Below are 26,725 nucleotides of genomic sequence, written 5' to 3'. Positions count from 1 at the left end.
GTCTACCGCCCGATGAACTGAGGCCCCTGCGGGGGCAGCCGGAAGTCGCCGGCGGGGGCCGGGGCGACGGGCTGCGGGTAGCCGTAGCCGCCCTGGGCCGGCCGGGCCGCCGTCTGGGGGTAGCCGTACCCGGACTGCTGCGTCGTGGGAGGCGGGGCCTGCGGGTAGCCGTAGGCGGGCTGCGGCGGGACCACCGTCGTGGGCTGCTCGGGCGGCAGGGGCTGCGACCGGGGCTCCTCGGCGGGCTCCTGCGAAGCAATGCCCTCCGACTCGTCGACGGAGATCCCGAAGTCCGTGGCCAGGCCCTTCAGCCCGTTGGAGTAGCCCTCGCCGAGCGCGCGGAACTTCCAGCCCTCGCCCCGGCGGTACAGCTCGCCGCAGATCAGGGCCGTCTCCTCGCCCGTCTCCGGCTTGATGTCGAAGTGCAGCAGCGGCTCGCCGTCGGCGACGGAGGCGTCGTACAACAGGATGCGCAGGGACCGTACGCGGTCGAAGGCGGCACCGTCGGCCGAAGCGACCAGGTAAATCTGGCTGACGTCCGGCTCGACACCGGTGAGATCTGTCTGGATCGTGTCGGTGAGGCCCTCGGTGACCCGCTTCTTGCCGAGCCGCCAGACCTTCCCGGAGGGGTGCCGGGGCTGGTTGTAGAACACGAAGTCCTCGTCGGATCGCACACGGCCGTCGGGACCGAGGAGCAGCGCCGAGGCGTCGACGTCCGGGACCCCCTGCCCGGTAGTCCAGCGGAGCACGGCACGTACGGTCGTGGCTTCGAGCGGGACGTTCGACCCCTTCAGCATCGCGTGCGTCATGCGGTCATCCTGCCCTCTCGGTCCTGGTCACGACAACGCGGGGGGTCCATGATCTGCAAAGGGTGTCCGCGCTCGCGTTACCAGAAATTCATGCCCCACGGGAACCCCTGACATGGGTATCTACGTACTATTACCGGCCACCTGTGAACGGTTCACAGGAGCCGCTCAAGCCGCCACGGGGGAGTTCTATGCGTCATTTCGGGCACATCGCCCCTGAGGTGCGGCAGCGCCTCTTCCACCAGGAGCCGTGCGAGTTCGACGCGGACTCCCCGGCCCGGCTGCTCTCCGCGGCCCTGGGCGCCACCCTGTACAGCCCGGCCACCCGCCCGCGGCTGGCCGACGACGTCCTGAAACAGGCCGCACGTGGCGTGGTCTCGATGGTGCTGTGCCTGGAGGACTCGATCGGGGACGAGGACGTCGCCGCGGGCGAGGAGAACCTCGTCCGGCAGTTCACCGACCTCGCGGGCCGGGAGCGGGCGGATGTGCCGCTGCTGTTCGTCCGGGTCCGCGCCCCCGAGCAGATCCCCGACCTGGTCCGGCGCCTCGGCCCCGCGGCCCGGCTGCTGTCCGGTTTCGTACTGCCGAAGTTCACCGAGGAACGCGGCATGCCGTTCCTGGAGGCGGTGGCCGACGCCGAGGCGGCCAGTGGGCGGCGCCTGTTCGCCATGCCCGTGCTGGAATCCCCCGAGCTGCTCTTCCGCGAGTCCCGGGTGGAGACGCTGGAGGGGATCTCCCGGGCGGTCGACAAGTACCGTGAGAGGGTGCTCGCGCTCCGGCTCGGCGTGACCGACTTCTGCTCCTCCTACGGACTGCGCCGGGCCCCCGACATGACGGCGTACGACGTGCAGATCGTCGCCTCCGTCATCGCCGACGTGGTCAACATGCTCGGCCGCGCCGACGGCACCGGCTTCACCGTCACCGGCCCGGTGTGGGAGTACTTCCGCGTGCAGGAACGCATGTTCAAGCCCCAGCTGCGGCGCAGCCCCTTCCTGGAGGGGCGGGCCGAGGAACTGCGCGAGGTCCTCATCGAGCACGCCATGGACGGCCTGCTCCGCGAGATCGCCCTCGACCAGGCCAACGGCCTCACCGGCAAGACCTGCATCCACCCCTCCCACGTACCCGCCGTGCACGCACTGTCCGTGGTCAGTCACGAGGAGTTCAGTGACGCCCAGGACATCCTGCGCCCCGAGCGCGGCGGCGGGGGCGTCATGCGGTCGGCGTACACGAACAAGATGAACGAGGTGAAGCCGCACCGCGCCTGGGCCGAGCGGACCCTGCTGCGCGCCGAGGTCTTCGGTGTGGCCAACGAGGACGTCGGCTTCGTCGAGCTGCTCGCCGCCGGAATCCCCGGCTGACACCTGACAACCAAGGGACGCATGAACAAGGCAGTGAACAACGGGGTCTGGTCCGGCACCTGGGTCGCGGAGCGGCTCGGGGTCGGACTCCTGGGCGACGACACGCTGAAGGACCTGCTGGGTCTCGCGCTGCGCCGCAACCCCAAGCGGGCGCACCTGCTCGTCTCCCATGTGCTCGGCAAACACATCCCGCAGTCGCCGGCCGTGGTCTACGGACACGGCCTCGCCCTCGGGCGGCGCGTGCGCGAGCTGCTGGGCGCCGAGCAGGCGGCCGACGCCGTCGTCCTCGGCTACGCGGAGACCGCCACCGGCCTCGGCCACTCGGTCGCCGACGGCCTCGGCCTCGCCCCGTACCTGCACTCCACCCGCCGCCCGGTCCCCGGTGTCGCCCCGGCGGGCGGCTTCGAGGAGTCCCACTCGCACGCCACCTCCCATCTGCTGCTGCCCGAGGACCCGGCCCTGCTCGTCGGCGACGGCCCGCTGGTCCTCGTCGACGACGAGTTCTCCACCGGCAACACCGTCCTGAACACCATCCGCGACCTGCACGAGCGCTACCCCAGACGGCGCTACGTCGTGGTCGCGCTGGTCGACATGCGCTCGGCGGCGGACGCCGGGCGCCTGGAGGAGTTCGCCCGGGAGATCGGCGCCCGCGTGGACCTGGTCGCGGCCGCCTCCGGGACGGTGAGCCTGCCCGAGGGGGTCCTGGAGAAGGGGCGGCGGCTCGTCGCCGAGCACGAGGAGCGCACCGGCCCGCAGGCGCCCCCCGCTCCCGCCGACCCGCCGCACGGCCGCGCCACCCGGGTCGACCTGCACTGGCCCCGCGGCCTCCCCGACGGCGGCCGGCACGGCTTCACCCCCGCCCACCGGGACCGCCTCGAAGCGGCCCTGCCCGCCATGTCGGCCCGCCTCGCCGAGGCGATACCCGAGGACGCCCGGCGCGTCCTCGTCCTCGGCTTCGAAGAGCTGATGTACGCCCCCCTCCGCCTCGCCCGTGAGCTGGAACAGCTCACCCACGCCGAGGTCCGCTACTCCACCACCACCCGCTCACCCGTCCTCGCGGTCGACGACCCCGGCTACGCCATCCGCAGCCGCCTCGTCTTCCCCGCGCACGACGACCCCGCCGACGGGCCGGGCGACCGCTACGCCTACAACGTCGCCGGCGCCGGATTCGACACCGTCGTCGCCGTCGTCGACTCCACCGCCGACACCGACGGGCTGCACGCCCCCGGCGGCCTGCTCGACGGGCTCGCCGCGCACGCCCCGCACGTGCTGCTCGCGGTCGTGCCGTCCTACGTCCCCGAGCCGCTGTACGTACCCGAAAGGCCCTCGATGCTGCCCGAGCCCCTCCGCGGCCCCGCCTTCTCCTCGTACCCGCCCGAGGAGGTGGGCTGGCTGCTCCAGGACCTCTCCGAGGTCACCCTGGAGGCGCCGACCGAGGAGCGCGAGGAGGCCATCCAGAGCGGCGGCGCCCACTACGCGGAGTCCCTGCCGGTGGAGTACCAGCCGAGCGCCCGGTACCAGCAGCTGTTCCAGGACGCGCTGGAGGAGTCGGCGGACCGGCTCGCCGAGGCCGTCGGCGCGGTCACGGAGGTCGTGCTCGCCGAGCGGTCGCCCCGCCCGGTGCTGGTCTCACTGGCCCGCGCCGGCACCCCGGTCGGCGTCCTGATGCGCCGCTGGGCCCAGCACCGCCACGGCCTGGACCTGCCGCACTACGCGGTGTCCATCGTGCGCGGCCGCGGCATCGACGCCAACGCGCTGCGCTGGCTGGCCGCCCACCACGACCCCAGGGACGTCGTCTTCGTCGACGGCTGGACCGGCAAGGGCGCCATCACCCGCGAACTGGCCGTCGCCATCGAGGAGTTCGAGGCCGTCGAGGGCATCACCGGCTTCGACCCGGAGATCGCCGTCCTCGCCGACCCGGGCTCCTGCGTGCGGACCTACGGCACCCGCGAGGACTACCTGATCCCGTCGGCCTGCCTCAACTCCACCGTGTCCGGCCTGATCTCGCGCACCGTCCTGCGCGCGGACCTGGTCGGGCCGAACGACTTCCACGGCGCGAAGTACTACCGCGAACTCGCCGGTGCCGACGTGTCGGTGGACTTCCTGGACGCCGTCTCCGCCCGCTTCGCCGAGGTCGCCGACGCCGTCGACGCCCGCGCGAAGGAGCTGCTGTCGGCCGACCGCACCCCGACCTGGGAGGGCTGGGCGGCGGTCGAGCGGATCAGCGAGGAGTACGGCATCCACGACGTCAACCTGGTCAAGCCCGGCGTCGGCGAGACCACCCGGGTGCTGCTGCGCCGGGTGCCCTGGAAGATCCTGGCGCGGGCCGGTGCCGGCGCCGACCTGAACCATGTCCGACTGCTCGCCGAACAGAGAGGGGTTCCGGTGGAAGAGGTCGCCGAACTGCCGTACACCTGTGTGGGATTGATCCACCCGAAGTACACACGCGGGGCGACGGGCGCCGACGGCCGGGCGGTGACCGCCTGATGCCGGTGCTGGTGGCGAGTGACCTGGACCGTACCCTCATCTACTCCTCGGGGGCCCTCGCGCTGACCATGCCGGACCCGCGGGCGCCCCGGCTGCTCTGCGTGGAGGTGCACGAGAGCAGGCCCCTGTCGTTCATGACGGAGACCGCCGCCCGGTTGCTGGCGGAACTCGGCGACGCGGCGGTGTTCGTGCCCACCACGACCCGCACCCGCAAGCAGTACCAGCGCATCAACCTGCCCGGTCCGCCCCCGAAGTACGCGATCTGCGCCAACGGCGGGCACCTGCTGGTGGACGGTGTCACCGACGCCGACTGGCACGGCCGGGTCCTCGCCCGGCTGGCCGAGGAGTGCGCGCCCCTCGACGAGATCCGCGACCACCTCATGGCCACCGCGGACCCGGTCTGGGTGCGCAAGCACCGGATCGCCGAGGACCTGTTCGCCTACCTCGTCGTGGAACGCGAACTGCTGCCCGAGGAGTGGGTGAAGGAACTCGCCGTATGGGCGGAGAACCGGGGCTGGACCGTCTCCCTCCAGGGCCGCAAGATCTACGCCGTGCCGAAGCCGCTCACCAAGAGCGCCGCGATGCGTGAACTGGCCCGGCGCACCGGGGCCGACCTCACCCTGGCGGCCGGCGACTCGCTCCTCGACGCGGACCTGCTCCTCGCGGCGGACCGGGGCTGGCGCCCCGGGCACGGGGAACTGGCCGAGGCCGACTGGACGGCACCGGCCCTCGCCGCGCTGCCGGAGCGGGGCGTGCTCGCGGGTGAGCGCATCCTGCGGGAGTTCCTCAGGGCGGCGCGGGAGGCCAGGTAAGGGGCGTTGGGAGGGGTGTCGGGGCGGGCCGTTTCAGGGCCGCCCCGTACGGCCGTCAGCCGCAGCAGCCGCCACCGCAGCAGCCGCCTCCGCCGCCCCCCTGGGGCGCGGGGGCGCTCGCCGTTCCGCCCACGGCCACCGTCGACAGCAGTTTCACGCTGTCCTCGTGTCCCGCCGGGCAGGCCGCGGGGTCGGAGGACTGGGCCATCGGGCGGCTGAGTTCGAAGGTGTCGCCGCAGGTCCGGCACCGGTAGTCATAGCGAGGCATGCCGACAGGTTAACCGGCGCCGCCCGAACGCCACAGAGCCCTTCCCGGACCGGGACCGCGGCGGGTTGCCCCAGCACACCTCAGTGGCCCGCGCCGCGCTCCTCGCGGATCTGCGACACGACCCGGGCCACCGCCTGACGGACGCCCTCCAGCTCCGTCAGGAAGTGCCAGTAGTCCGGATGCCGTCCCTCCAGCGTCCCCAAGGCCCGGTCCAGCCGGGCCACCGAGTCGTCCAGCGGGCGTGCGTGCCGCGGATCGGGCGTGTTCCGTCCGGCCATCGCCAGCCGCTGGGCGTCCCGGACGGCGAACCGGGTCCGCTCGATCTCCGCCTGCGGATCCTTCTGCACCGCGTTCAGCCGGCGCAGCCGGTCCCCGGCCGCGGAGACCGACTCGTCGGTGGAGTTCAGCAGCGCGCGGACCGTCGACAGCAGGGCCGTCGCGTCCGGCCACCGCTGCTCGTCCCGCGCCGCGCCCGCCTCCCGCAGCTTCGTCTCGGCCTGCCGCACGTTCTCCAGCGCCTGGTCCGGCACGCCCTGGAGGTCCTGCCAGCAGGCCACCGCGAATCTGCGGCGCAGCTCGCTGAGGATCGGCTCGACCTGCTCGGACCGGGTGGTCAGGGCCTGCGCCCGGGTCCGCAGGGAGACCAGCCGGTGGTCGATCTCGGCGGCCCGCTCCGGCAGCCGCTCGGCCTCCGCGCGCACCGCCCCGGCCTCCCGCGCGACCCGCTCGGCCCGCTCCAGCGTCTGCGGTACGCCGTGCTGCCCCGCGCCCTGGTTCAGCTTGGTCAGCTCCGGGGCGAGCGCCGCCAGCCGGGCGGCAAGGTCGTCCGCCTTCAGCCCCGACCCGCGGGCCGTGTCCAGCGCGTTGGAGGCGGCGAGCAGCCCCTGCCGGGCCCGCTCCACGGCGGGCGCGAGCCGGGCCAGCTGGGTCTCCGCCTTGCCGAGCAGCGGTCCCAGACTCTGCTCGAAGCGGTCCAGCTCCCGCTTGACGTTCGTCAGCTCGTCCTTGGCCCTGGTCAGCTCCGTGCGCGCGCGGACGGCGGCCGACGCCTCCAGGTCGTCCCGGTCCAGGTCGTGGGCGTCGACGGCCTCGATGTACTGGTGGGAGACCTCGTCGATCCGCCTGCTGACCGCCTCGAAGTCGGTGACCGCGCGCCGGGCCGCGGGGGAGTCGTCGACGGCCGTGATGGTCTCTATCGAGATCCGCAGATCCCGCTGGGCGGTGTCGAGTTCGTAGAAGGCGGCGGCGGCCGCGTCCTTCGCCGCCTGCGCCTCGGCCCGCTGGCTCTCGGCGCGCCCGCCGAACCAGCGCCTGGTGCCGCCGCCGGCGAACGCGGCGGGGAGCGCGAGCGCAGCGGCGAGCGGCAGCGCGACCAGGGTGAGGGTGTCCGCGAGAGCGCGCCGCACGGGACGGGGCGCGCGCGGCGTCAACGGCGAGTACGGCTGCGATGGTGTCGCCGTCACATCCCTCTCCCGTGCTGTGGTCCGCCCTGCCCGGCGCTGTCATTCTCCCACCGGTTAAGGACGAACACACGGGCCGGTTAGTTCGCGGTTCGGACGGTGACTTTGCCGTCGCCGGTCCGGGCGGTGACCACATGCCCGCTCCGCTCGTCCCGCGGGACGTCGACGTCGACCCCGCCGTCCCCCGTCTCCGTGGTCACCCGGTACGTGGCCCTCGGCACCTCGATCGTCACGGAGCCGTCGCCGGTGCGGGACTCCACCAGGTCCGGTACGACGCCGAGTTCGAGCCGTACCGAGCCGTCGCCGGTCTGCGCGCGGACCTCGCGCGAGTCGACCTCGGCGCGCACCGAGCCGTCCCCGGTGCGCACCCGCAGCGGCCCGCTGGTGTCGGTGACGTGCACCGACCCGTCGCCGGTACGGATGTCCAGGGCGTCCTCGAAGCCCCGGGCGCGGACGCTGCCGTCGCCGTCCTCGACGCGTACGGCGACACCGCGCGGCACCTCGATCCGGTGCCGGGCGGAGCAGTCGGCGATCACTCCCGAGCACCGCATCCGCAGCGTCAGCCGGTCGCCCGCCATCCGCCAGGTCACCTCGGGCTCGTCGCCCACGACGACCGAGCCCTTGAACCACCGCGTCACCTCGACCTCGCCCGCCGTGTGCCCCTCGGCGGCGACGATCTCCAGCGCGGAGTCGTCGGAGTCGACCACGAGGGTGCTCCCCTGGAGCGCGAAGGCACGCCGCTCGGGTTCCCTGTCGTCCTCCGCGGAGGCGCCGCACCCGGCCACCCCCGCACCCGCCAGCAGCAGGACACCCCCTGCGACCACGGCACGAGCCACACCACCACGGGCCATGACGGCCTCCCCCTGTACGGAATCCGGAACGGAACGACGAACCACTCCGACCGTACGAACCCCCGCCCCGCGGCGGGATCCGGGACGCTCCCGGATCCCGGGTGGGGTTAACCCCCGGGTTTGCGGGGCAGTGCCCCGGGCAAGGTACGCTGTCGACTCGTCACGGGTGCGTAGCTCAGGGGTAGAGCGCCTGCCTTACAAGCAGGATGTCGGCGGTTCGAAACCGTCCGCGCCCACCGAAGTACGAAGCAGGCAGAGGTCTCCCGGGAATCCCGGGGGGCCTCTTGCTCGTTCCGGCCGGCGTCAGCTCGCGCTGCGGGCGGGGTGGCCGCGCACCTCCAGATGGTCGAGGAGGTCCGCGGTGGCCCGGGCGACGGCGTCGACGGCCTGGTCGAAGACCTCGCGGTTGTGGGCGGCGGGGGCGCGGAAGCCGGAGACCTTGCGGACGTACTGGAGGGCCGCGGCCCTGATGTCGTCCTCGGTGGCCTCTTCGGGCAACGCCGGCGGGCGGAGTGTCTTGATGCTTCGGCACATGTGTCCAGTCTTGCGCGCGGCACTGACAATCCGCGTCCCCGTGCCCGAGGGGTCTGCCATGATCGCCGCTGAGGCGGCCACCGGACCGACGGGGCCGACCGGCGAGAGGACGTACGACCATGACCAGTCTCAGCATCGCGATACTCGGGCCCGGCGGGATCGGTGGCCTGCTCGGGGCCCTGCTCTCCCGTGCCGGACACCGGGTCGTCTGCCTGGCGGGCGAGGGGACCGCCGAGGTGCTGCGCGACTCCGGGCTCCGGGTCCGCTCCGGTCTCTACGGCGACTTCACCGCGCGCGTGGAGGCCGACACCGAGCTGCGCGAGCCGGTGGACGCCTGTCTGATCGGGGTCAAGCAGACCTCCCTCGACGCGGCCCTGGAGCGGATTCCGGCCAAGGTTCTGGGCGATGCCCTCCTCGTACCGTTCCTCAACGGGGTCGAGCATCCCGCCGTGCTGCGGGAGCAGTACCGGGCCGATCTGGTCGCGCCCGGCGTCATCCGGGTGGAGTCCACCCGGGTCGCCCCCGGGGTGATCGAGCACGGCAGTCCGTTCGCCGAGGTCGATCTGGCCGGTGACACGGTCGATCGCGGGCGGCTGGACGCGCTCGCCGAGGCGCTCGGGGCGGCCGGGCCCGTCACCCGGGTCGTGGCGGACGAGACGGCGGCACTCTGGGCGAAGATGTCGTTCCTCGCGCCGTTCGCGCTGCTCACCACCCGGCACGCCCTGCCGCTGGGCGAGGTGCGCACCCGGTACCGGGAGGAGCTGACGGCGCTGGTCGAGGAGACCGCCGCGGTCAGCCGGGCGTGCGGGGGCCCCGCCGATCCGGCGCAGGCCCTCGCACGCTACGACGCGTTCCCGGCGACCACCCGCTCCTCCATGCAGCGGGACGCCGAGGCGGGGCGGCCCCTGGAACTCGACGCCATCGGCGGCGCCCTGCTGCGTGCGGCGGACCGCCACGCGGTACCGGTGCCGGTGACGTCCCGGCTGGTGGGCGAACTGAGGGCGGCGGGGCACTGAGCTGCCCTCCCGCCGGAGGCCCGCCATTCCCGCCGGAGGGCCGCCACTCATCCGGCCCGGCAGGCTCGCCGCCTGCCGGGCCGGGCCCGTACCCGTACCGGCGGCGAGGTCAGATGCCGAACGGCTTGGCGTAGTGGATCGTGCCGGGTGGGAGCGGGGCCGCCCGGAGGCTGAGGGCCATCAGGGCTTCCTCCGGGACGTCGAAGGGGGCTCGGATGCGGTGTGCGGCGGCTCGCTCGAAGCCGAAGCGCGGGTAGTAGGCGTGGTGGCCCAGGACCGTGACGAAGTCCTCGCCCAGCTCCCGGGCCGCCTCCAGGGCGGAGCGGATCGCCACCGCTCCGGCGCCCTGCCCCTGGTGGTCCGGGTGGACCGCGACGGGGGCGAGGCAGAGGGCCGGTACGTCGTCGATGCGGCAGCGGGTCAGCAGGGCGTGGCCGACGAGGGTGCCGTCGGCGTCGGTGGTGACGTGGGACAGGCCGTCGATCCAGGCCTCGTCGGCGCGCAGCGCGTCCACCAGGTCGGCCTCCAGCGGGGTGTCGAAGGCGGCCAGGACGATGTCACGTACGGCGTCGATGTCGGCGGCCGTCTCGGGGCGGGCGGTCCAGTGTGAGTGCATCCCTCCATTTTGGGCGTCGGTCAGCGCGGCGCGATGACGCACCCGTTCGAATGAACCCCGCGAAGCAACTCGCCTCTCAAAATCGAACAGGCGTACCATTGCCGACGTGGCTACGACCTATGACTTTCCGAGTGACCTCCTGGCCGGTCAGGAGGAGCTGCACCAGGTCAGGGCCGAGCTGTCGGCCCTGCTCAAGAGCCTGCCCTGGTCGGTGGAGCCGCTGGACGGATTCAGCGACGACCACGGCTGGCGCAGGATCGAGCGCCCCGCTTCCCCCGGCTGGACCGCCGACGAGCAGGCGGCCGTGGAGAAGCTCCGGCGGCGCGAGCACGAACTCGCCGTGTTCGTCAGCACCCACCGCTTCTGGGCCGAGGTCGCCGCGGCGGACCGCGTCGACGCCCGGATGCGGGCCAAGCACGCGCACGAGACGTCAGGCGCCGGTGAGGACGACTAGCCGCTGCGTCGCCCGCGTCATCGCCACATAGCGGTCCACCGCTCCCTCGATCCCCTCCCCGAACCGCTCCGGCTCGACCACGACCACCAGGTCGAACTCCAGCCCCTTCGACAGTTCCGGCGTCAGCGACCGGACCCGGGAGGTCGCCCGGAACGACGGGTCGCCGATCACGCAGGCGACGCCCTCCTCGTGCGCGGCGAGCCACTCGGCGAGCACCACGTCCCGGCCCGCGAGCCGGCCGTGCAGCACCGGGATCCCCGAACTGCGCACGGAGGTCGGCACGTTGGCGTCCGGCAGGGCCGCCCGGATCACCGGTGCCGCCTCCGCCATGACCTCCTCCGGGGTGCGGTAGTTGACGCTGAGGGAGGCCACCTCGATCCGGTCCAGGCCGATCCGTTCGAGCCGCTCCCGCCAGGACTCGGTGAATCCGTGCCGAGCCTGGGCCCGGTCGCCGACGATGGTGAAGCTCCGCGACGGGCAGCGTTGCAGCAGCATCTGCCACTCCGCGTCGGTCAGTTCCTGCGCCTCGTCCACCACGATGTGCGCGAACGGACCGGCCAGCAGATCGGGGTCGGCGGTGACCAGCTCGGACTCGTCGACGAGGTTGCGCCGGAAATCCTCCCGCCGCAGCTGGGTCATCAGACCCTCGCCGTCGTGGTCGGCGGCGATCAGGTTCTCCACGACCTGCGCCATCCGCTCGCGCTGCGCCGCCAGCGTGGCCTGCTGCCGCCGCCGGCGCCGGGCCGCGCCGGGGTCGCCGAGCCGCTGCCGGGCCGCGTCCAGCAGGGGCAGGTCCGCCACCGTCCAGGCGTGCGGCGCCTCCTTGCGCTGGAGCGCGCGGACCTCCTCGGGGGAGAGCCACGGCGCGCACAGCCGCAGATAGGCCGGGACCGACCACAGGTCGCCGACGAGGTCGGCCGCCTCGACGAGCGGCCAGGCCCGGTCGAGCGCCCCGACCAGCTCGGTGTCGTGCAGCAGCGCCTGGTGGAACCGGTCGAACGGCACCTCGGCGTCGAGCTTGTCCAGCAGGATCGTGGACAGCTCCTCCCGGATCAGCTCACGGGCCTCGTTGTGCGGGACGCCCGGCCCGGGGGCCTCGAAGGCCTCCGCCCAGTCGGTGGCCGTCAGGGGCACGTCGCCCCACGGGGTGCTCACCGTCATCGCGTCGGTGGGCGGCTCCTCGTAGAACCGGACCGCCTTCTCGATGCCGCGCACCAGGTCCGCGGCGGACTTCAGCCGCGCCACCTCGGGGTCGGTCTCCTCCCGGGCCTCGGCGCCCTCGGCGACCAGGTCGCGCACGGTGCAGGTCCGCACGCCCTCCTCACCGAGGCTCGGCAGCACGTCGGAGACGTACGACAGATACGGCTGGTGCGGGCCGACGAAGAGCAGGCCGCCGCGCCGACCGCCGAGCCGCGGGTCGGAGTAGAGGAGGTAGGCGGAGCGGTGCAGGGCGACGACGGTCTTGCCGGTGCCCGGGCCGCCGTCGACGACGAGGGCGCCGCGCGACCCGGCGCGGACGATGGCGTCCTGGTCGGACTGGATGGTCGCCAGCACGTCCCGCATCCGGTCCGAGCGGCCCGCGCCCAGCGTGGCGATGAAGGCGGACTGGTCGTCGAGGGCGGCGTGTCCCTCGCGGCCGTCGGCGGTGAACACCTCGTCCCAGTAGTCGCTGATCCGGCCGCCCTGCCAGCGGTAGCGACGGCGGCTGGCCAGGCCCATCGGGCTGGCGTGGGTCGCGGCGAAGAACGGCTCGGCCGCGGGGGAGCGCCAGTCGATCAGCAGCCGCTCGCCCGCGCGGTCGGTCAGGCCGAACCGGCCGATGTAGACGGGCCGGCCGTCGGCGCCGACGATGCGGCCCAGGACCAGGTCGAGTCCGAAGCGGCGCAGGACGCGCAGCCGGGAGGTGAGCCGGTGGACCTCGGCGTCCCGGTCCATCGCCGCGCGCCCGGAGCCGCCGGGAGCCCTCAGTTCGGTGGCGAGGCGGTCGGACAGTTCGGCGACCGTCTGCTCCAGGCTCTCCGCGACGGCCGTGAACTGCCGCTCGTCGGCGGCGATCAGCGCGGGGTCCGCCTTGGCGGCGAGGCGGTCGGGCAGGTCGAACGCGCTGTCAACCAGGGGGGCAGTCACTTCGGGAATCACTCATTTCCGCAGCTACGGGCGTTGGATGAGTGATTCTGAGGCACCAGGGGGGCCTTGCCGCAAGGCCCCCCGTGCGCTATAAGTTGAGAGTGGCAAGGGATGCGACTCCCTTGCTTTTCTTTTTTGAGCGGTCCCTCTCTGCGGGCGGCCTTTCTTCCTGAGCGGGCTTTCCTCGTGAGCGGGCCCGGCCCCTCAGGCCGCCGGACGCCGCCGCACCAGATACGTCGCTCCCGCGCCCGCCGCCGCCAGCGCCCCCAGGGACACCCCCGTGGCCAGCCAGCCGGCCCCCATCCACTGCGCGCCGAAGTAGCCGAGGGCGACGCTGTAGGCGGCCCAGGACAGACCGGCCAGCGCCGACCAGGGCAGGAAGTCACGGGCCCGCCGGTGTGCCGCGCCGGCGCAGAAGGAGACCACCGAGCGGCCGGCCGGGGCGAAGCGGGCGAGGACGACCAGGGCGCCGCCGCCACGGGCCAGCGCGGCGCCGAGACGTTCCTGCGCGAGGGTCAGCCGCCGGGAGCGGGCGATGGTCCGGCTCAGCCGGGTGCCGCCGTGCCAGGCGAGGCGGTAGGCCACCAGGTCGCCCAGCACGGACGCGGTCGTGGCGCAGAGCGTGAGCGCCAGGATGTCGGGCACCTCCGCCGCCGTGCCCGCCGCCGCGGCGGTGGCGGCCATGATCACCAGCACACCGCTCGGCAGGACCGGCAGGAACACGTCCAGCAGGACCGACAGGGCCACCACCCCGTAGATCCATGGACTGGCGGTCAGTGACCCCACACTTTCGAAACTCTCCAGCACCCCGACTCCCCGTTTCCCCCGTGGCTGTACAGCGTACGCCGCGGGAAGTGACGGGGGGTTCACAGGGGGCTCGTGTGCTCAATACGTGATGTTCACCCGGTCAGGCCGGGGTGGGGGTCCGCTCCACGGCGGGCTCGCCCGGCGCGGGGGAGCGCCGGGCGAACAGCCGGTCCAGGCCGAAGGCGCCGGAGCCGGTGAAGATCAGCAGGAACATCGCCCAGCAGTACATCGCGGCGCCCTCGCCGGAGTTCTGGATGGGCCACAGGGCCTCCGGCTGGTGGACCTTGAAGTAGGCGTACGCCATCGCGCCGGAGGAGACGAAGGCGGCGGCGCGGGTGGCGAGCCCGAGCAGGACCAGGGCGCCGCCGACCAACTCGATGACGGCGGCGTACCAGTTGGGCCAGGCGCCGGTCTCGACGCTGCTGCCGCCCAGCACGCCGAACAGGGAGGCGGCGCCGTGGCAGGTGAAGAGCAGCCCGACGACTATCCGGAACAGTCCGAGGGCGTAGGGCTGGGCGCTGTCGAGGCGTCCGGTCATGGGGGAACTCCTTGGGACGTGGGGGGTGGGAGTTGCTGTGAGTTCCCCAGGTTAGGTACGCCTAACCGTGCTTGCAAGTTCAACATTCAGCCGAACATCCGCCTCCGGTTGGCCGATCGTGTGCGATCCCGCCGCCCGCAGCGCGGCCCGCGCCACCGCGTCGGCGTCCGCGAGCGTGACGGAGTCCACGCCCGGCCGGGCGCCGGCCGCGGTCACCCAGTGCACGCCCTCCGTCGGCACGCCGAAGGCGAACCGGGCCCGGTGCGGCTTGCCTTGACGGTCCCTCAGGCGGTACGGCCGCTCGGTCACGTCCAGTCCGCCGGTCTCGTGGCCGTCGACCGTGTGCGGACGGCACTGCCCGGTCTTCAGCAGCCGGGCGAGGAGTTCGTCGGAGGTGCGGCGCAGGTCCGGTTCCGGCAGCCGGGCCTCCACGAGCGTGGTGACACGGACCGCCGAGCCCGGCACCTCGGGGGAGTGCGCGACCCAGGCCCCGTCCTCCTCGCGCACCTCCAACCGGGGCCCGAGCACCTCCACGGTCCCCGCCTCCAGCAGCGCGGTCAGCTCCTCCACCCGGCGCCGGGGCGGGCCGATGGAGAGGAAGGCGTTCAGCGGCGTGTACCAGCGGTCCAGGTGGTCCCGGCGGGAGGCGCCGGACAGTCCGCCGTGGTCCACGATCCGCCGCAGTTCGTTGCGCAGGTCCCGCAGGACGTCCAGAGCCGCCTTGAGCGGGCCCGCCACATTGCCCAGGGCGGCCTGCCGGGCGTCCTCGCGCAGATACGCCAGCAGCCACCCGCGCCACGCCCCGGGCCCGCCGAACCGGGTGCCCGCGTAGGGCCGCGAGATCCGGTCCCAGGACCAGCGGTCCGCCTCGGGAATCCCGAACTCGTCCAGCAGCGCCGCCTCTTCGGGGCCGCGGTGCGCGGTCGCCAGGAAGCGGCCGGTGAACTCCGGGGGCGTCCCGGGCAGGGCGGAGTAGTAGACCGACTCCACCTCCTTCGCCACCAGCGGCCATATCTCCGCGAGGAAGTCCGGGGCCCGCCCGGACCCGGCCCGCGCGCGGAAGCCGGCGATCACCTCGGAGGTCAGGACCAGCGGGAGATGGCGACCGTAGGGGCCCTTGGCGTTGTCACCGCGCGCCTGGTACGGCAGGCCGCGCCGCGAACCGGCGTACAGACGGGGCTCGTTGCCCGAGGGCAGATAGCGCAGCCGCCCTCCGGCGCGGACGAACCGGCCGCCCCTGCCCCGGGTCAGCAGTGCCAGGTGGTCGAAGAAGTTCAGGCCCAGCCCGCGCAGCAGCAGCGGCTCGCCCGGGGGTACGGCCGACAGGTCGACGTCGGCCGGGTTGGCGGGCGGGACATGGCGCAGGCCGTGCCGCCCGGCGTACGCGGAGAGGCGGCGCTGCGGGGCGTCGGGTGCCGTGGGCAGGTGGCCCTGGGCCAGCACGACGGCGGACAGGCCGGTCAGCGCGCGTCCGTCGTCGAGCGTGAGGGTCTGGTGGCCGTCGGGGGTGTCGTCGAGCCGGGTCGCGCGCGCCGCGTGGGTCCGTACCTCCACCGAGGGCGGTGCCTCGCGGACCGTGCGGGCGAACACCCACTCCAGGTAGCGGCCGTACTGGGCGCGGGTCGGGTACTCGTCCGGCCCGAGCGTGCCGCCCGCCCACTCGTACAGGCTGGGGCCGGGCCGCAGCGGGCCCGCGCAGTCCACGCTGGCGTCGGTGAACAGGGTGACCTGGCAGGCCACGGTGTTCATCAGCAGTTCGGGCGACTGGTCGGTGCGCCATACGCGGCCCGCTCCGGGCGGCGCCGGATCGACCATGTGGACCGTCAACCGGGCTCCGGGCGGCAGGAGTTCGGGGGCGGAGGCGCAGAGGCGTTCCAGTACGCCGGTGCCGCGCGGGCCGGCGCCGACCACGGCGACGGAGACGGGTGCGGGGGCCGTGGGCTGTGCGGGCAAGACGGTGACTCCCGGGCGGTGGGGCGCATGGGCGGGCGGACCGCCCGCCGTACGGCGGCGCCCGATGGCCCCACCGGAAGCGGACGGTCCGCCTCATCATGCCGTCGCCGGGGGGTGCTTCCGGGGCCGGGTCGGCGGGAGTGTGAGATGCGTCACCGATGTCGGGGGTACTCCCTACGACTTGTGTGCCAATTCCCCGAAGGGGGCTTATCGCCGGCTGAGTTCCGACTCCACGACCGTCCTCAGTCGTGCCCCGCCGCCCTTCACCGGGTCGGCCTGCTCCAGTCGCAGTGTGGCCGAACGTCCGCGCAGTACCAGCGTCATCAGCTGGTTGCCGAACCAGGGCCCGCCCGTGCGCCGCCAGTCGATCCGCGGCCGGGGCACTCCGCCGTGCCCCGCGACACGCCGGCCGAGGGCCCGCGCGAGCGCGCTCCAGCCGAACCGGAAGCCGAGCCGGATGTAGCGCGGAATGGAGTTGTGGACCGGGGAGCAGGTGAGCTGGAGGACGCGCGCCTCGGGACCGTCGCCGTCCGGCCAGGTGGGCTCGGCGACATACGCGTGATGGACGTCCCCCGACAGCACGCAGACCGTCGCCGGCGCCCCCGGCCCGGAGCCCGCCTGCCGGATCGCCTCGGCCAGTGCCTCGAACGAGGCCGGGAAGGCCGCCCAGTGCTCCAGGTCCGCCGCGCGCCGCAGCCGTTCCCCGAACCGCGCCCAGCGCTCGCCCCGATCGCCCCGGCACAGCGCCGCGTCCCACGCCTCGGCGTCGTGCACCAGGTGCGGCAGCAGCCAGGGCAGCGAGGTGCCGAGGAGCAGATGGTCGTAGGAGCCCCGGCCGTCGTGCACCTGCGCGCGCAGCCAGGCGGCCTCCTCGGGGTCGATCATCGCGCGCCGGTCCTCCTCCAGGACGCGGGCCGCCCGGGTGTCGATCATCAGCAGCCGGACCCGGCCGAAGTCGCGCCGGTAGCTCCAGCGCACGGTGGCGGGTTCGGCGTCGGCGCGGCAGGCGAAGGCGCGCAACTCGTCGGTGCCGTCCGGGGTTTCGCGTACGGCGGCGTAGAGCGGGTCGGCGGCCAGCTCGGCCGGGGTGAGGTTGCCCAGGTGCTGGTGGACCCAGTACGACATCAGACCGCTCAGCAGGCGCTCGCGCCACCACGGGGTGGCCCGCATGTCGGCGAGCCAGGCGGCGGAGGTGTTCCAGTCGTCGATGACGTCGTGATCGTCGAAGATCATGCAGCTGGGCACGGTGGAGAGCAGCCAGCGCACCTCGGGGTCGAGCCACGACTCGTAGTACAGCCGGGTGTACTCCTCGTAGTCCGCCACCTCCGCGCCCGGCGGCTCGCCGAGGTCGCGGCGGGCGGCGAGCCAGCGGCGGGTGTCCTCGGAGACCTCGTCGGCGTAGACCTGGTCGCCCAGGAGCAGCAGGACGTCGGGGCGCTCGCCGTCGGGGTCGGCCGCGATCCGGGAGGCGAGGGTGTCCAGGGCGTCCGGGCCGACCGGGTCGTGGCCGCCGTCCGGCGGCGCGGCCCAGCGGCAGGAGCCGAAGGCGACCCGGACGGTGTCCTCGGCGGCCGGGGTGCGGATCACCGAGGGCGGGAACGGGGAGTCGGGCGGCGGCCACACCCGGGCGCCGTCGAGGAAGACCTCGTACGCCTGGCTGGTGGCCGGGGTGAGTCCGGTCACCTCGACGAGCGCGTAGTGGTGCCCGGCGACCTGGAAGGTGCGGGTCCCGCCGTGCGCGCCCGCCGCGCCGCGCACCTCGGCGGCGCACGGACGGCTCGTCTCGACCCACACGGTCGCGGACGAGCCGTCGGCGTATCTCAGCAGTGGTCCCAGGCGCAGTTCCGCCACAGCGATCACTCCCCTCCGTCGCCCCGTACGGTACGGAACGACGGAGGGCGTTGGGGAGGTTCCGGAGCCTTCTTCGATCTGTCTTCCGTCGGTCTTCCGTCAGACTTCCGTCAGCACGCGTTCAGGTAGCTGGTGAGCGCGCTCTTCTCGGCGGTGTCCACGGAGAGGCCGTAGTAGTACTTCACCTGGACCCAGGCGCGGACGTAGGTGCAGCGGTAGGCGGTGCGGGACGGCATCCAGGTGGCCGGGTCCTGGTCGCCCTTGGCCTGGTTGACGTTGTCGGTGACCGCGATGAGCTGCGGGCGGGTGAGGTCGTTGGCGAAGGACTGGCGCTTGGAGCTGGTCCAGCCGTCGGCGCCGGAGTCCCAGGCCTCGGCCAGCGGTACGAGGTGGTCGATGTCGACGTCGGAGGCGGCGGTCCAGGTGGCGCCGTCGTACGGGGAGTACCAGCTGCCGCTGGTCGAGGCACAGGCGGAGTCGGTGACGACGCCCGAGCCGTCGCGCTTGAGGACCGTCTCACGGGTGTTGCAGGTGCCGGAGATGGTGATCCAGTGGTTGAACAGGTCGCGGTTGTAACCGGTGCGGTCCTCGGTCGCCACGGTGAGCGAGGCGAGGTAGGTGCGGGCGGTGGCGGCGCTGACCGGGGTGGGGAGGGCGGCGGAGGCGGCCGGTCCGTTGAAAAGGCCGACGGAGGCTATGAGCCCGGTGAAGGCGGCGAGTATGCTCAGGCGTCGACGCGCGTAGAACTTCGACATGCGAACTCCCTTGGGGTGTGGGGGTGTTGGCGATGCGGGCGTGGGAATGCTCGCGGCGCCGTGTTGCCGCGGGGTGTGCGTTGCGTGAGAAGTTAATGACGCGTGCATGACATGACAAGGTTCATGAAGAAACATTCACGTACACTCGGGGGCGCAGAAGGGGAGTAGCTCTTCGCCGGACCGTCGACATACTGCTCAGCTCGTCTGAGCCGGCGCCCGGAGGCCGACCTCGTCAGAGGTCGCGCCAGCGAGACCTTCGGCAAGCAGTGCATTGACCGTGCGCTGCCGTGCCGAGGTGTCTTTTTTCGCGGTGACGCACTCTCGGTGGGGCAGCCCGACCGATTGAGGAACCTTGATCAGCTTCAGTGTGACGGCGCTCGTGTTCGGCGTCGTCTTTCTCGCGGAACTGCCCGACAAGACGGCACTCGCGGGGCTCGTCCTCGGCACCCGCTACCGCGCCTCCTACGTCTTCGCCGGCGTCGCCGCCGCCTTCGCCCTCCATGTCGCGCTCGCCGTCGCGGCGGGCAGTGTGCTGACCCTGCTGCCGCAGCAGTTGCTGCACGCGCTGACGGGTGTGCTGTTCCTCGGTGGCGCGGCCGTGCTGCTGATGAAGAAGGACGAGGGCGAGGAGGAGATCCGCAAGCCGGAGAACCAGTCCTTCTGGAAGGTGTCCGGGGCGGGGTTCATGCTGATCCTCGTCGCCGAGTTCGGTGATCTGACGCAGATCATGACGGCGAACCTCGCGGCCCGCTACGACGACCCGCTCTCCGTCGGCCTCGGCGCGGTGCTCGCGCTCTGGGCGGTCGCCGGGCTCGGCATCGTCGGCGGGAAGGCGCTGATGAAGCGGGTGCCGCTGAAGCTGATCACGCAGATCGCGGCGCTGCTGATGCTCGCGCTCGGGGTGTGGAGCCTGTGGGAGGCGGTCGCCGGCTGAGCGCCGGTCGGCCGGCGGCCCGTCTGAACGGGGGATGAACGTTTCCCGGAGGCGGTGGCGGGATCATGGAACTGTTTTGTACCGTAGAGAAACAAAGTGGATCCCGCCTGTTCTCCCTGACCGGCGGGCGGGACCACCTTGTCAACCCCCCCGCGCTTTGGAGCTGCCGATGACGGCCACCGTCTCACTCACCGCCCGCGCCCTCCTGCTGGACATGGACGGCACCCTCGTCGACTCGCACGCCGTCGTGGAACGGATCTGGCGTCGCTGGGCCGACCGGCACGGGCTGAACGGGGACGAGGTCATGAAGGTCGTGCACGGGCGGCAGGGGTACGCGTCGATGGCGCTGCTGCTGCCCGCCCGGCCGATGGCGCAGAACCACGCCGAGAACGCGCGGATGCTCGCCGAGGAGACGGCCGACATGGACGGCGTCGTCGAGATCCCCGGAGCGGGGGAGTTCCTCGCCGCGCTGCGGACGGGGTCCGTGCCGCACGCGCTGGTGACCTCGGCGGACGTCGCGCTGTCCACCGCGCGGATGGCCGCGGCGGGGCTGCCGCTGCCGGACGTCCGGGTGACGGCGGAGTCCGTGGGGGCGAGCAAGCCCGACCCCGAGGGCTTCCTGAAGGGCGCCGCCGAACTGGGGATCGAGCCGGCGGACTGCGTCGTCTTCGAGGACTCGGGCGCCGGCATCCAGGCGGGCCGGGCGGCCGGAATGCGAGTGGTGGGCGTAGGCCCCCAGGCCGGCTTCCACAGCCCCGACGTCCTGGTCCGCGACCTTTCCCGGGTACGGGTGGAGGCGCTGGCGGACGGGGTTGTGCGGCTGCACGTGGGGTGAGGGGGGTCGCCCCTGTCCTTGCCGCCCCCAGGGACGGCCGCGCCGGGACCCCCGCTCGGGGTGCTTCCCGTGCTCGGAAGGGGCTCGGCTCCGCCCGTGAGTACAGCAGGATGATGCGATGACTCCTGGCCCGGTGCTTGCCTCGCCCTTCTCCTCGTCCGGGGGGTTCGACCAGATCGCGGTGTTCTTCGTGGTCGTCTGCGGGCTGTTGGTGCTGGTCGGGCTGTTCGTGTACGTCGGCTCGTCCCTGGCTCGTCGTGATCCCGGCGATCGGCGGGTGTGGATCAGGTGCGGGGCCGCGTTGTGTGCGTGCGCGGCCCTCGGTGTCTACCTCTGGGGCGTGCTGCACGTGCTGGCCATGGAGGACCTCACTATGCGCGAGGCGTGCACCCGGGCCGGCGGGGAGGCGGCCGCGTTCATGGTCAGCGGGTACGAGCACAGCTATCTGCCGCTCCGCTTCACCTGCCGCACCGGCGAGGAGGGCGGCTACCCGGCCGCAGTCCCCTCCTGGATCAATCCCGCCGTGGTGGTGTTCGCCGCCCTGGGCGTGCTGGTCGCCGCGGCGGCGCGGAAGGTCACCGACGATCGTCGGCCCTCCTGATGGGGCGCGGGGTCCCGCCGGGGCCGGGGACGGGGTCGGGATCCGGCTACGGTTCCGACGTCTCCGATTCCAGGCTTGCCCTGGTTTCTGCCGTGTAGACGCCCAGGTTGTCGCGGTCCAGGCCGCGGCTCCACTGGTAGTTGCGCAGGGCGTCCTCGACGCCCTCGGTGAAGTCGCCGTTGATGTCGTTGTTGTAGAGCCAGAGCTGGCGCAGGCGGAGCTGGAGTTCCTCCACCTCGGGGCCCGAGTCGCCGCGGCGGAGGACCACGGGTTCCGGCTCCTCCTCTTCCTCCTGCGCGGGCGGGGCGTCCGAGGCGCGGGCCGGGGTGGAGGTCTTGGACGGGGACGGGGACGCGGAGGCCGAGGCGGACGGGGACGCGCTCGACGCCGAGGGGGACTCGCTCACGGAGGGTGAGGGGGACGCGCTGGAGGCCGACGGGGACGGGGACGCGGAGGACGCCTGTGCCGTCGTAGGGCTGGGGGACGTGTCAGGGACGCTCGCCCGTACGGCCTCCGGGCGGGACGTGTCCCGCGTTGGGGTCTCGTAGCCGAACAGGCCGCTGGCCATGCCGGCCGCGCCCACCACCACGATCACCGCGGCCGCCGCCGCGCCCAGCAGCAGCGTCCTGCGGCGGCCCCGCGCGGGTTCCTCCGCCGGCGGTTCCGGGGCTGCCGGGGCCGCGTCCGGGCGCGGGGCCTCGAAGAGGCGGATGTCGGTGGCGCTCGGCTCCGGCGTCTGCGGCACCGGCGGGATCGGCGGGATGCGCAACGGCATCGTCTCCCCGGCGTCCGGCACGGCGGGCGCCGCCGGTTCCGGCTCCCCGCCGCCGTCCAGCTCCACGTACGGGCGTATGCGCAGCGGGTCGAAGTCCTCCGCCGCCGCTGCCTGGGCCTCACGCGCGTCGCGCAGGGCCTCCGACGCCCGTTCCGTGCAGGAGCAGGACGGAGTGTTGTCGGCACCGCGCGGCGTCCCGCACTCCGGGCAGGCGTGGTCCTTCGGTCCTGTCATGTCGTTCGACCCTCCCCTCGCGTCGCGACTCCCCTCGCGAACTCCAGAGATTATGCAGATTTCCTTCACAGCCGCGGCGACGCGCCCCCCGAAGTCGCCCCGAAGTCCGCCGGCGGTCCGGATCCCGGCGGGACTCAACAGGCCATAACCGGCCACACCACCCACGATGGAAGTTGCATTGAGCCTCGGGAGGCCGGGAGGACCGCACATGGCCGGGGATACCCACGCACGGCACGGGACCGTGGTCCGGGAGAACGTGCCCGGCAACGTCCTCGTCCCGATCGGCGCCCTGCTGCTCGGGATGCTGCTCGCCGCGCTCGACCAGACCATCGTCTCCACGGCGCTGCCGACCATCGTCAGCGACCTGGGCGGCATGGAGCACCTGTCGTGGGTCGTCACCGCCTATCTGCTGGCCTCCACCGCCGCCACCCCGCTGTGGGGGAAGCTCGGCGACCAGTACGGACGCAAACGGCTGTTCCAGATCGCCATCGTGATCTTTCTGATCGGCTCGGCGCTGTGCGGCATGGCCCAGGACATGCCGCAGCTCATCGGCTTCCGGGCGCTCCAGGGGCTCGGCGGCGGCGGGCTGATGGTGCTGTCGATGGCCATCGTGGGCGACCTCGTCCCACCCCGCGAACGCGGGCGCTACCAAGGCCTGTTCGGCGCCGTGTTCGGCACCACGAGCGTGCTCGGTCCGCTGCTCGGCGGACTGTTCACCCAGCACCTGAGCTGGCGTTGGGTCTTCTACGTCAACCTGCCCCTCGGTGTCGTCGCCCTCGTCGTCATCGCCACCGCGCTGCACATCCCGCGCCGCACCGAGCGGCATGTCATCGACTACCTCGGCACCTTCCTGATCGCCTCGGTCGCCACCTGCCTGGTCCTGGTCGCCTCGCTCGGCGGCACAACCTGGGACTGGGCCTCACCGCAGATCGTGGGACTCGCCGTCCTCGGCGCCGTACTCGCCGTCGCCTTCGTGGCGGTGGAGCGGCGGGCCGCCGAACCCGTGCTGCCGCTCAAGCTGTTCCGCATCCGCACCTTCACCCTGTCCGCCGTCATCAGCTTCATCGTCGGGTTCGCGATGTTCGGGGCGATGACCTACCTGCCGACGTTCCTCCAGGTCGTGCAGGGCGTGACACCCACCATGTCCGGTGTGCACATGCTGCCGATGGTGCTGGGGCTGCTGCTGGCGTCGACCGCCTCCGGGCAGATCGTCAGCCGCACCGGCCGCTGGAAGGTGTTCCCGATCGCGGGCACCGGTGTGACCACGCTCGGACTGCTGCTGCTCCACCGCCTGGACGTGGACAGCTCCACCTTCGTGATGAGCCTGTGCTTCTTCGTCTTCGGCCTGGGCCTCGGACTGGTCATGCAGGTGCTCGTGCTGATCGTGCAGAACGCCGTGGGCTACGAGGACCTGGGCGTCGCCACCTCGGGCGCGACCTTCTTCCGGTCCATCGGCGCGTCCTTCGGCGTCGCCATCTTCGGCACGGTCTTCGCCTCCCGCCTCGACGACAAGCTCGCCGACGCCTTCCGCGGCGTCGAACTGCCCGCCGGCGTCACCGTGGACGCGCTGGAGGCGGACCCGCGGGGCATCTCCGAACTGCCCGGCTCGCTCCAGCCGACCGTGATCGAGGCGTACGCCACCTCCATCACGGACGTCTTCCTCTACGCCGCCCCCGTCGCCCTCCTCGGCTTCGTCCTCGCCTGGTTCCTCAGGGAGGACAAGCTGCGCGGCTCGGTCACCGCGCCCGACATCACCGAGACGCTGGCCAGCAACCCGGTGGAGCGGTCGTCCTACGACGAGGTGTGCCGGGCGCTGTCGGTGCTGGGCACCCGGGAGGGCCGCCGCGAGATCTACGTGAAGATCACCGAGCGGGCGGGCTACGACCTCCTCCCCGGCGCGAGCTGGCTGCTGCTGCGCATCAACAAGTACGGCTGGGTGGAACCCGGCGGGCTCGCCGAGCGCAGCACCGTGCCGCTCCAGGTGATCCTCGACGCGGCCCGTCAGGTCGAGGAGCGCCGGCTGGCCACCCGGGAGGGCCTGGACCTGGTCCTGACCGAGGAGGGCCGCGAGGTGGCGCACCGGCTCGCCCAGGCGCGCGAGGACTCGCTCGCCGAACTGCTGGGCGACTGGTGGGGCCCGGACCGCCCGACGGACCTGACCCAGCTGGTCAAGGAACTCAACACCGAACTCTGCGGCTCGGACCGCGAACAGCCCCACGACGACTCGACGGGGCGGATTACTTGAGCTCCTTGCGGAACCAGTGCTCGGCGTAGGCATCGTTGTTGTGCGGGCCGGTCTCCGTGTAGCCGAGCCGGGCGTACAGGGCGCGGGCCTCCGTCAGGTCGCTCCGGGTGTCCAGGACCAGGCGAGTGGCTCCCAGGGCACGGGCGGCCTCCTCGGCGGCTTGCACGAGAAGCACCGCGCCGCCCTTGCCGCGCAGCGACTCGCGTACGAACACCCGCTTCAGTTCGGCGGTTTCGGCGGTCAGCAGGTGCACTCCCGCGGTCCCCGCCGCCTCTCCGGCCCAGCGGGCCACGAGTAACCGGCCTGCCGGGGAGGCGAGTTCGCCCCAGGTCCGGGCCGAGATCTCGCGCTCCAGTTCTTCCGGATCGGTACGACGCCCTTCGTGCATGAGGTAGTACCGGTCGCTGACCTCGGTGTAGTACTCCCGCCAGAGCGCCCCGGCGGCAGGGGAGTCCGGCGGTTCGGGTGAGACGGTCCAGGTCATGTCCGCCATTCTCGTACCGCCCCGTTTGAGGGTGTCCGGTGGGGCAACCCGGTGTCTCGTACCGGTTCGCACGGAGGGCCGGTTGGGTCGAGACCGGAAGGCATCCATGTCCACAGGCCTGATCATCGCTTTGATTGTGATCGTGGTGGCCGCTGTCGTCGTCGCGGCCGTCCCCGGTCTGCGGGCCAAGGGCCCGCAGCGGGGCCGGAGCCTCAAGCGGCGCTTCGGGCCCGAGTACGAGCTGGCGGTCGCCCGCCACAACGGTGACGCCAAGGCCGCCGAGCGGGAGCTGGGCGAGCTGGTGGAGCGTCACGGGTCGCTGAAGGAACGCCCGTTGGAGCCCGAGCGCCGGCAGGAGTACAAGGAGCGCTGGGCCGAGGCCCAGGCGCGCTTCGTCGAGTCGCCGGAGGAGTCCCTCCGCGAGGCCGACCGGCTGCTGGCCGAACTGGCCGTCGAGCGGGGTTTCCCCGAGGGCGGTCAGCGCGAGGAGCAGCTCGCCGCGCTCTCCGTCCACCACCCGCGTCACGTCGACGGCTACCGGCGCGTGCACCGGGCCTCGGCCGAGTCCAACGGTGCCGACACCGAGGAGATGCGGGCCGCCATCGTGGAGGCCCGAGGGCTCTTCAAGGAGCTCGTCGGCTTTGAATCGTCCCGTGAACCCGCGCTGCACAAGGGGAGTTGAGCGACATGCCCGACGAGAACACCAACGGCAGGACGACGGGTACCGACAAGCCCGTCGGTGACGGCAGGACCCCGACCGCCCCGACGCCGCCGACGACCCCCGACTACGGCAGGACGGCCGACGCAGACAGGGGCGACAGGGCCGACAAGGGCGTCCAGGGCGACAAGAAGGCCGGCGGCGGCCGGGCCGCGGACCACGCGCCCGTCGTGGACGGCGGCCGGAGCACAGGGCTCGGCGCCACCACCGGCACCACGGGCACGGCCAAGGGGGCCGACCCCGCGGCACCTCCGCCGCCGCCCCCGGCGGCCCCCGCACCCGTGCCGCTGCCGGACTCCCCGCAGGGCCGCACCGAGCGCCCGGCCCCGGTCGGCAGGTCCGCCGACGAGAGCAGGCCTCCCGCGAGCAAGCCGCACGAGAGCAAGCCGCACGACAGCAAGCCGCACGACAGCGAGCCGCACGCGGGCGACGCCCACCGGAAGAGCCCCGACAAGGCCCACGACGCGGGCACCAAGCCCCTGCTGTCCCGCGAGGAGTCCGACAAGCTGGACCTGCGCCTCCAGGGCGCGCTGTCCGGGTTCATCGACGCGCCGCGCGCCGCCGTCGAGGAGGCCGACCAGCTGCTGGAGGAACTGGCCGGGCGGGTCACCGAGGCGCTGCACCAGCGGCGTGACACCCTGCGCGGCTCCTGGCACGACCAGACGGCCTCCGACACCGAGCGGCTCCGGCTCGCCCTGCGCGACTACCGGGAGCTGGCCGACCGTCTGCTGCACGTGTGAGGGGTGCGGGCACCGCCTGCTACTCCTCCGAGGTTCCCGGCCGCCCGGCCTCCCGCCAGCGCCGTACCACGTCTTCCACGTCGTACGGCTTCATCCCCAGCGGGGGGCCGGGCGGCGGCCTGAACATCATGTCCCGGATCTTGACGTTGACGTCCGTGACGATCTTCCGGACCAGTCGTTCCGTGGGCGCCTTCAGCGCCGCCTCCAGGGCGTCCTCCGCCTCCTTGCGCAGCGCGAGGGTCGGCGGCAGCACCGAGAGCCCCTCGCGGGCCATCTTCTGCCTGATCCACCACAGTTCGTCGTACGAGGTGTCCGTGCCCGGGGGCAACGGCTGCCCGGCGCCCGGCAGTTGGTCGAACTCGCCCCGCCGCTCCGCGTCGCGGATCTGCTTGTCCACCCAGGACTCGAACGGGACCCCCGGTGGCTTTCGCTCGGTCATGGCTCCATTGTGCCGGACAGGGTCGGG

Annotated in this window: 26 protein-coding genes and 1 tRNA gene; 12 read left to right on the top strand and 15 right to left on the bottom strand. The window is 72.9% G+C overall.

The window, feature by feature from the left end; all coding sequences use genetic code 11:
- Positions 1 to 2: 2 nt before the first annotated feature.
- Positions 3 to 809, bottom strand: a complete 807-nt coding sequence (locus tag AB0E07_RS02070) for a TerD family protein (RefSeq protein WP_362245379.1) — start codon at positions 807 to 809, stop codon at positions 3 to 5.
- Between the two features lie 188 nt (positions 810 to 997).
- Here AB0E07_RS02070 and AB0E07_RS02065 point away from each other — a divergent pair, with 188 nt between their 5' ends.
- Genes AB0E07_RS02065 through AB0E07_RS02055 form a run of 3 tightly spaced genes read left to right on the top strand, consistent with a single transcriptional unit; the run spans position 998 to position 5,463 of the window.
- Complete coding sequence (locus tag AB0E07_RS02065; RefSeq protein ID WP_362245377.1) at positions 998 to 2,164, top strand: HpcH/HpaI aldolase/citrate lyase family protein; 1,167 nt, start codon at positions 998 to 1,000, stop codon at positions 2,162 to 2,164.
- 21 nt (positions 2,165 to 2,185) lie between these two features.
- Positions 2,186 to 4,651 carry a phosphoribosyltransferase gene (locus tag AB0E07_RS02060; RefSeq protein WP_362245375.1) on the top strand — a complete coding sequence of 822 codons (2,466 nt, stop codon included), beginning with the start codon at positions 2,186 to 2,188 and terminating at the stop codon, positions 4,649 to 4,651.
- The gene (locus tag AB0E07_RS02055; protein ID WP_362245373.1) at positions 4,651 to 5,463 is read left to right on the top strand and encodes an HAD family hydrolase; all 813 of its coding nucleotides are present in this window, start codon (positions 4,651 to 4,653) and stop codon (positions 5,461 to 5,463) included. Before AB0E07_RS02060 ends, AB0E07_RS02055 begins: the two co-directional genes overlap by 1 nt.
- Before the next feature lie 55 nt (positions 5,464 to 5,518).
- On the opposite strand, the gene AB0E07_RS02050 is transcribed toward AB0E07_RS02055, so the two are convergent.
- The 3 genes from AB0E07_RS02050 to AB0E07_RS02040 form a co-directional block, all read right to left on the bottom strand.
- Complete coding sequence (locus AB0E07_RS02050) at positions 5,519 to 5,731, bottom strand: zinc ribbon domain-containing protein (protein ID WP_362245371.1); 213 nt, start codon at positions 5,729 to 5,731, stop codon at positions 5,519 to 5,521.
- 80 nt (positions 5,732 to 5,811) lie between these two features.
- A complete protein-coding gene (locus tag AB0E07_RS02045) occupies positions 5,812 to 7,194 on the bottom strand; it encodes a hypothetical protein (protein WP_362245369.1) in 1,383 nt (460 codons plus the stop codon).
- Between the two features lie 77 nt (positions 7,195 to 7,271).
- Entirely contained in the window at positions 7,272 to 8,042 is a 771-nt protein-coding gene (locus AB0E07_RS02040; protein ID WP_362245367.1) for a DUF4097 family beta strand repeat-containing protein, read from the bottom strand.
- 164 nt (positions 8,043 to 8,206) lie between these two features.
- Here AB0E07_RS02040 and AB0E07_RS02035 point away from each other — a divergent pair.
- Positions 8,207 to 8,278: transfer RNA gene (locus tag AB0E07_RS02035), tRNA-Val, on the top strand.
- Between the two features lie 67 nt (positions 8,279 to 8,345).
- Here AB0E07_RS02035 and AB0E07_RS02030 read toward each other — a convergent pair.
- A complete protein-coding gene (locus AB0E07_RS02030) occupies positions 8,346 to 8,576 on the bottom strand; it encodes a DUF2277 domain-containing protein (RefSeq protein WP_362245365.1) in 231 nt (76 codons plus the stop codon).
- Positions 8,577 to 8,695: 119 nt separating this feature from the next.
- Between AB0E07_RS02030 and AB0E07_RS02025 the strand changes: the two genes are divergently transcribed.
- Positions 8,696 to 9,592 carry a 2-dehydropantoate 2-reductase gene (locus AB0E07_RS02025; protein ID WP_362245363.1) on the top strand — a complete coding sequence of 299 codons (897 nt, stop codon included), beginning with the start codon at positions 8,696 to 8,698 and terminating at the stop codon, positions 9,590 to 9,592.
- Between the two features lie 109 nt (positions 9,593 to 9,701).
- Here the strand turns inward: AB0E07_RS02025 and AB0E07_RS02020 are convergent, their stop codons facing one another.
- Positions 9,702 to 10,208, bottom strand: coding sequence for an N-acetyltransferase (locus AB0E07_RS02020; protein ID WP_362245361.1), 507 nt, complete (start codon positions 10,206 to 10,208; stop codon positions 9,702 to 9,704).
- 106 nt (positions 10,209 to 10,314) lie between these two features.
- On the opposite strand from AB0E07_RS02020, the gene AB0E07_RS02015 reads away from it, so the two are divergent.
- The gene (locus AB0E07_RS02015) at positions 10,315 to 10,662 is read left to right on the top strand and encodes a hypothetical protein (RefSeq protein ID WP_362245359.1); all 348 of its coding nucleotides are present in this window, start codon (positions 10,315 to 10,317) and stop codon (positions 10,660 to 10,662) included.
- Here the strand turns inward: AB0E07_RS02015 and helR are convergent.
- From helR to AB0E07_RS01985, 6 genes are all read right to left on the bottom strand, one after another.
- A complete protein-coding gene (helR, locus tag AB0E07_RS02010; RefSeq protein WP_362245357.1) occupies positions 10,639 to 12,789 on the bottom strand; it encodes an RNA polymerase recycling motor ATPase HelR in 2,151 nt (716 codons plus the stop codon). The genes AB0E07_RS02015 and helR overlap by 24 nt on opposite strands.
- Before the next feature lie 204 nt (positions 12,790 to 12,993).
- Entirely contained in the window at positions 12,994 to 13,596 is a 603-nt protein-coding gene (locus AB0E07_RS02005; RefSeq protein WP_362245355.1) for a VTT domain-containing protein, read from the bottom strand.
- Positions 13,597 to 13,696: 100 nt separating this feature from the next.
- On the bottom strand, positions 13,697 to 14,134 hold the full coding sequence (locus tag AB0E07_RS02000; protein WP_362245353.1) for a DoxX family protein: 438 nt from the start codon (positions 14,132 to 14,134) through the stop codon (positions 13,697 to 13,699).
- 51 nt (positions 14,135 to 14,185) lie between these two features.
- Positions 14,186 to 16,087 carry an FAD/NAD(P)-binding protein gene (locus tag AB0E07_RS01995; RefSeq protein WP_362245351.1) on the bottom strand — a complete coding sequence of 634 codons (1,902 nt, stop codon included), beginning with the start codon at positions 16,085 to 16,087 and terminating at the stop codon, positions 14,186 to 14,188.
- 207 nt (positions 16,088 to 16,294) lie between these two features.
- Positions 16,295 to 17,938: an alkaline phosphatase D family protein gene (locus AB0E07_RS01990; protein ID WP_362245749.1), complete on the bottom strand. Its 1,644-nt coding sequence runs from the start codon at positions 17,936 to 17,938 to the stop codon at positions 16,295 to 16,297.
- 110 nt (positions 17,939 to 18,048) lie between these two features.
- The gene (locus AB0E07_RS01985) at positions 18,049 to 18,693 is read right to left on the bottom strand and encodes an HNH endonuclease family protein (RefSeq protein ID WP_362245349.1); all 645 of its coding nucleotides are present in this window, start codon (positions 18,691 to 18,693) and stop codon (positions 18,049 to 18,051) included.
- A gap of 352 nt (positions 18,694 to 19,045) precedes the next feature.
- Between AB0E07_RS01985 and AB0E07_RS01980 the strand changes: the two genes are divergently transcribed.
- From AB0E07_RS01980 to AB0E07_RS01970, 3 genes are all read left to right on the top strand, one after another.
- Positions 19,046 to 19,627, top strand: a complete 582-nt coding sequence (locus tag AB0E07_RS01980; RefSeq protein WP_362245347.1) for a TMEM165/GDT1 family protein — start codon at positions 19,046 to 19,048, stop codon at positions 19,625 to 19,627.
- 169 nt (positions 19,628 to 19,796) lie between these two features.
- A complete protein-coding gene (locus AB0E07_RS01975) occupies positions 19,797 to 20,462 on the top strand; it encodes an HAD family hydrolase (protein WP_362245345.1) in 666 nt (221 codons plus the stop codon).
- Between the two features lie 118 nt (positions 20,463 to 20,580).
- Complete coding sequence (locus AB0E07_RS01970; RefSeq protein ID WP_362245343.1) at positions 20,581 to 21,063, top strand: hypothetical protein; 483 nt, start codon at positions 20,581 to 20,583, stop codon at positions 21,061 to 21,063.
- Between the two features lie 46 nt (positions 21,064 to 21,109).
- Here the strand turns inward: AB0E07_RS01970 and AB0E07_RS01965 are convergent, their stop codons facing one another.
- The gene (locus AB0E07_RS01965; RefSeq protein ID WP_362245342.1) at positions 21,110 to 22,072 is read right to left on the bottom strand and encodes a peptidoglycan-binding protein; all 963 of its coding nucleotides are present in this window, start codon (positions 22,070 to 22,072) and stop codon (positions 21,110 to 21,112) included.
- A gap of 208 nt (positions 22,073 to 22,280) precedes the next feature.
- Between AB0E07_RS01965 and AB0E07_RS01960 the strand changes: the two genes are divergently transcribed.
- On the top strand, positions 22,281 to 24,317 hold the full coding sequence (locus AB0E07_RS01960; RefSeq protein WP_362245340.1) for a DHA2 family efflux MFS transporter permease subunit: 2,037 nt from the start codon (positions 22,281 to 22,283) through the stop codon (positions 24,315 to 24,317).
- Here AB0E07_RS01960 and AB0E07_RS01955 read toward each other — a convergent pair.
- Positions 24,310 to 24,801, bottom strand: a complete 492-nt coding sequence (locus tag AB0E07_RS01955) for a GNAT family N-acetyltransferase (RefSeq protein ID WP_362245338.1) — start codon at positions 24,799 to 24,801, stop codon at positions 24,310 to 24,312. The two genes, AB0E07_RS01960 and AB0E07_RS01955, sit on opposite strands and share 8 nt — an antisense overlap.
- Positions 24,802 to 24,907: 106 nt before the next feature.
- On the opposite strand from AB0E07_RS01955, the gene AB0E07_RS01950 reads away from it, so the two are divergent.
- Positions 24,908 to 25,483: a hypothetical protein gene (locus tag AB0E07_RS01950; protein ID WP_362245336.1), complete on the top strand. Its 576-nt coding sequence runs from the start codon at positions 24,908 to 24,910 to the stop codon at positions 25,481 to 25,483.
- A gap of 5 nt (positions 25,484 to 25,488) precedes the next feature.
- Positions 25,489 to 26,259, top strand: coding sequence for a hypothetical protein (locus AB0E07_RS01945; RefSeq protein WP_362245334.1), 771 nt, complete (start codon positions 25,489 to 25,491; stop codon positions 26,257 to 26,259).
- 19 nt (positions 26,260 to 26,278) lie between these two features.
- On the opposite strand, the gene AB0E07_RS01940 is transcribed toward AB0E07_RS01945, so the two are convergent.
- Positions 26,279 to 26,698 carry a DUF1992 domain-containing protein gene (locus tag AB0E07_RS01940; protein WP_362245332.1) on the bottom strand — a complete coding sequence of 140 codons (420 nt, stop codon included), beginning with the start codon at positions 26,696 to 26,698 and terminating at the stop codon, positions 26,279 to 26,281.
- Positions 26,699 to 26,725 lie beyond the last annotated feature (27 nt).

It is taken from the genome of Streptomyces sp. NPDC048002 (assembly GCF_040653275.1).
In the GTDB taxonomy this organism is placed as follows: Bacteria; Actinomycetota; Actinomycetes; order Streptomycetales; family Streptomycetaceae; genus Streptomyces.
This window is presented reverse-complemented; position numbering and strand designations above follow the sequence as displayed.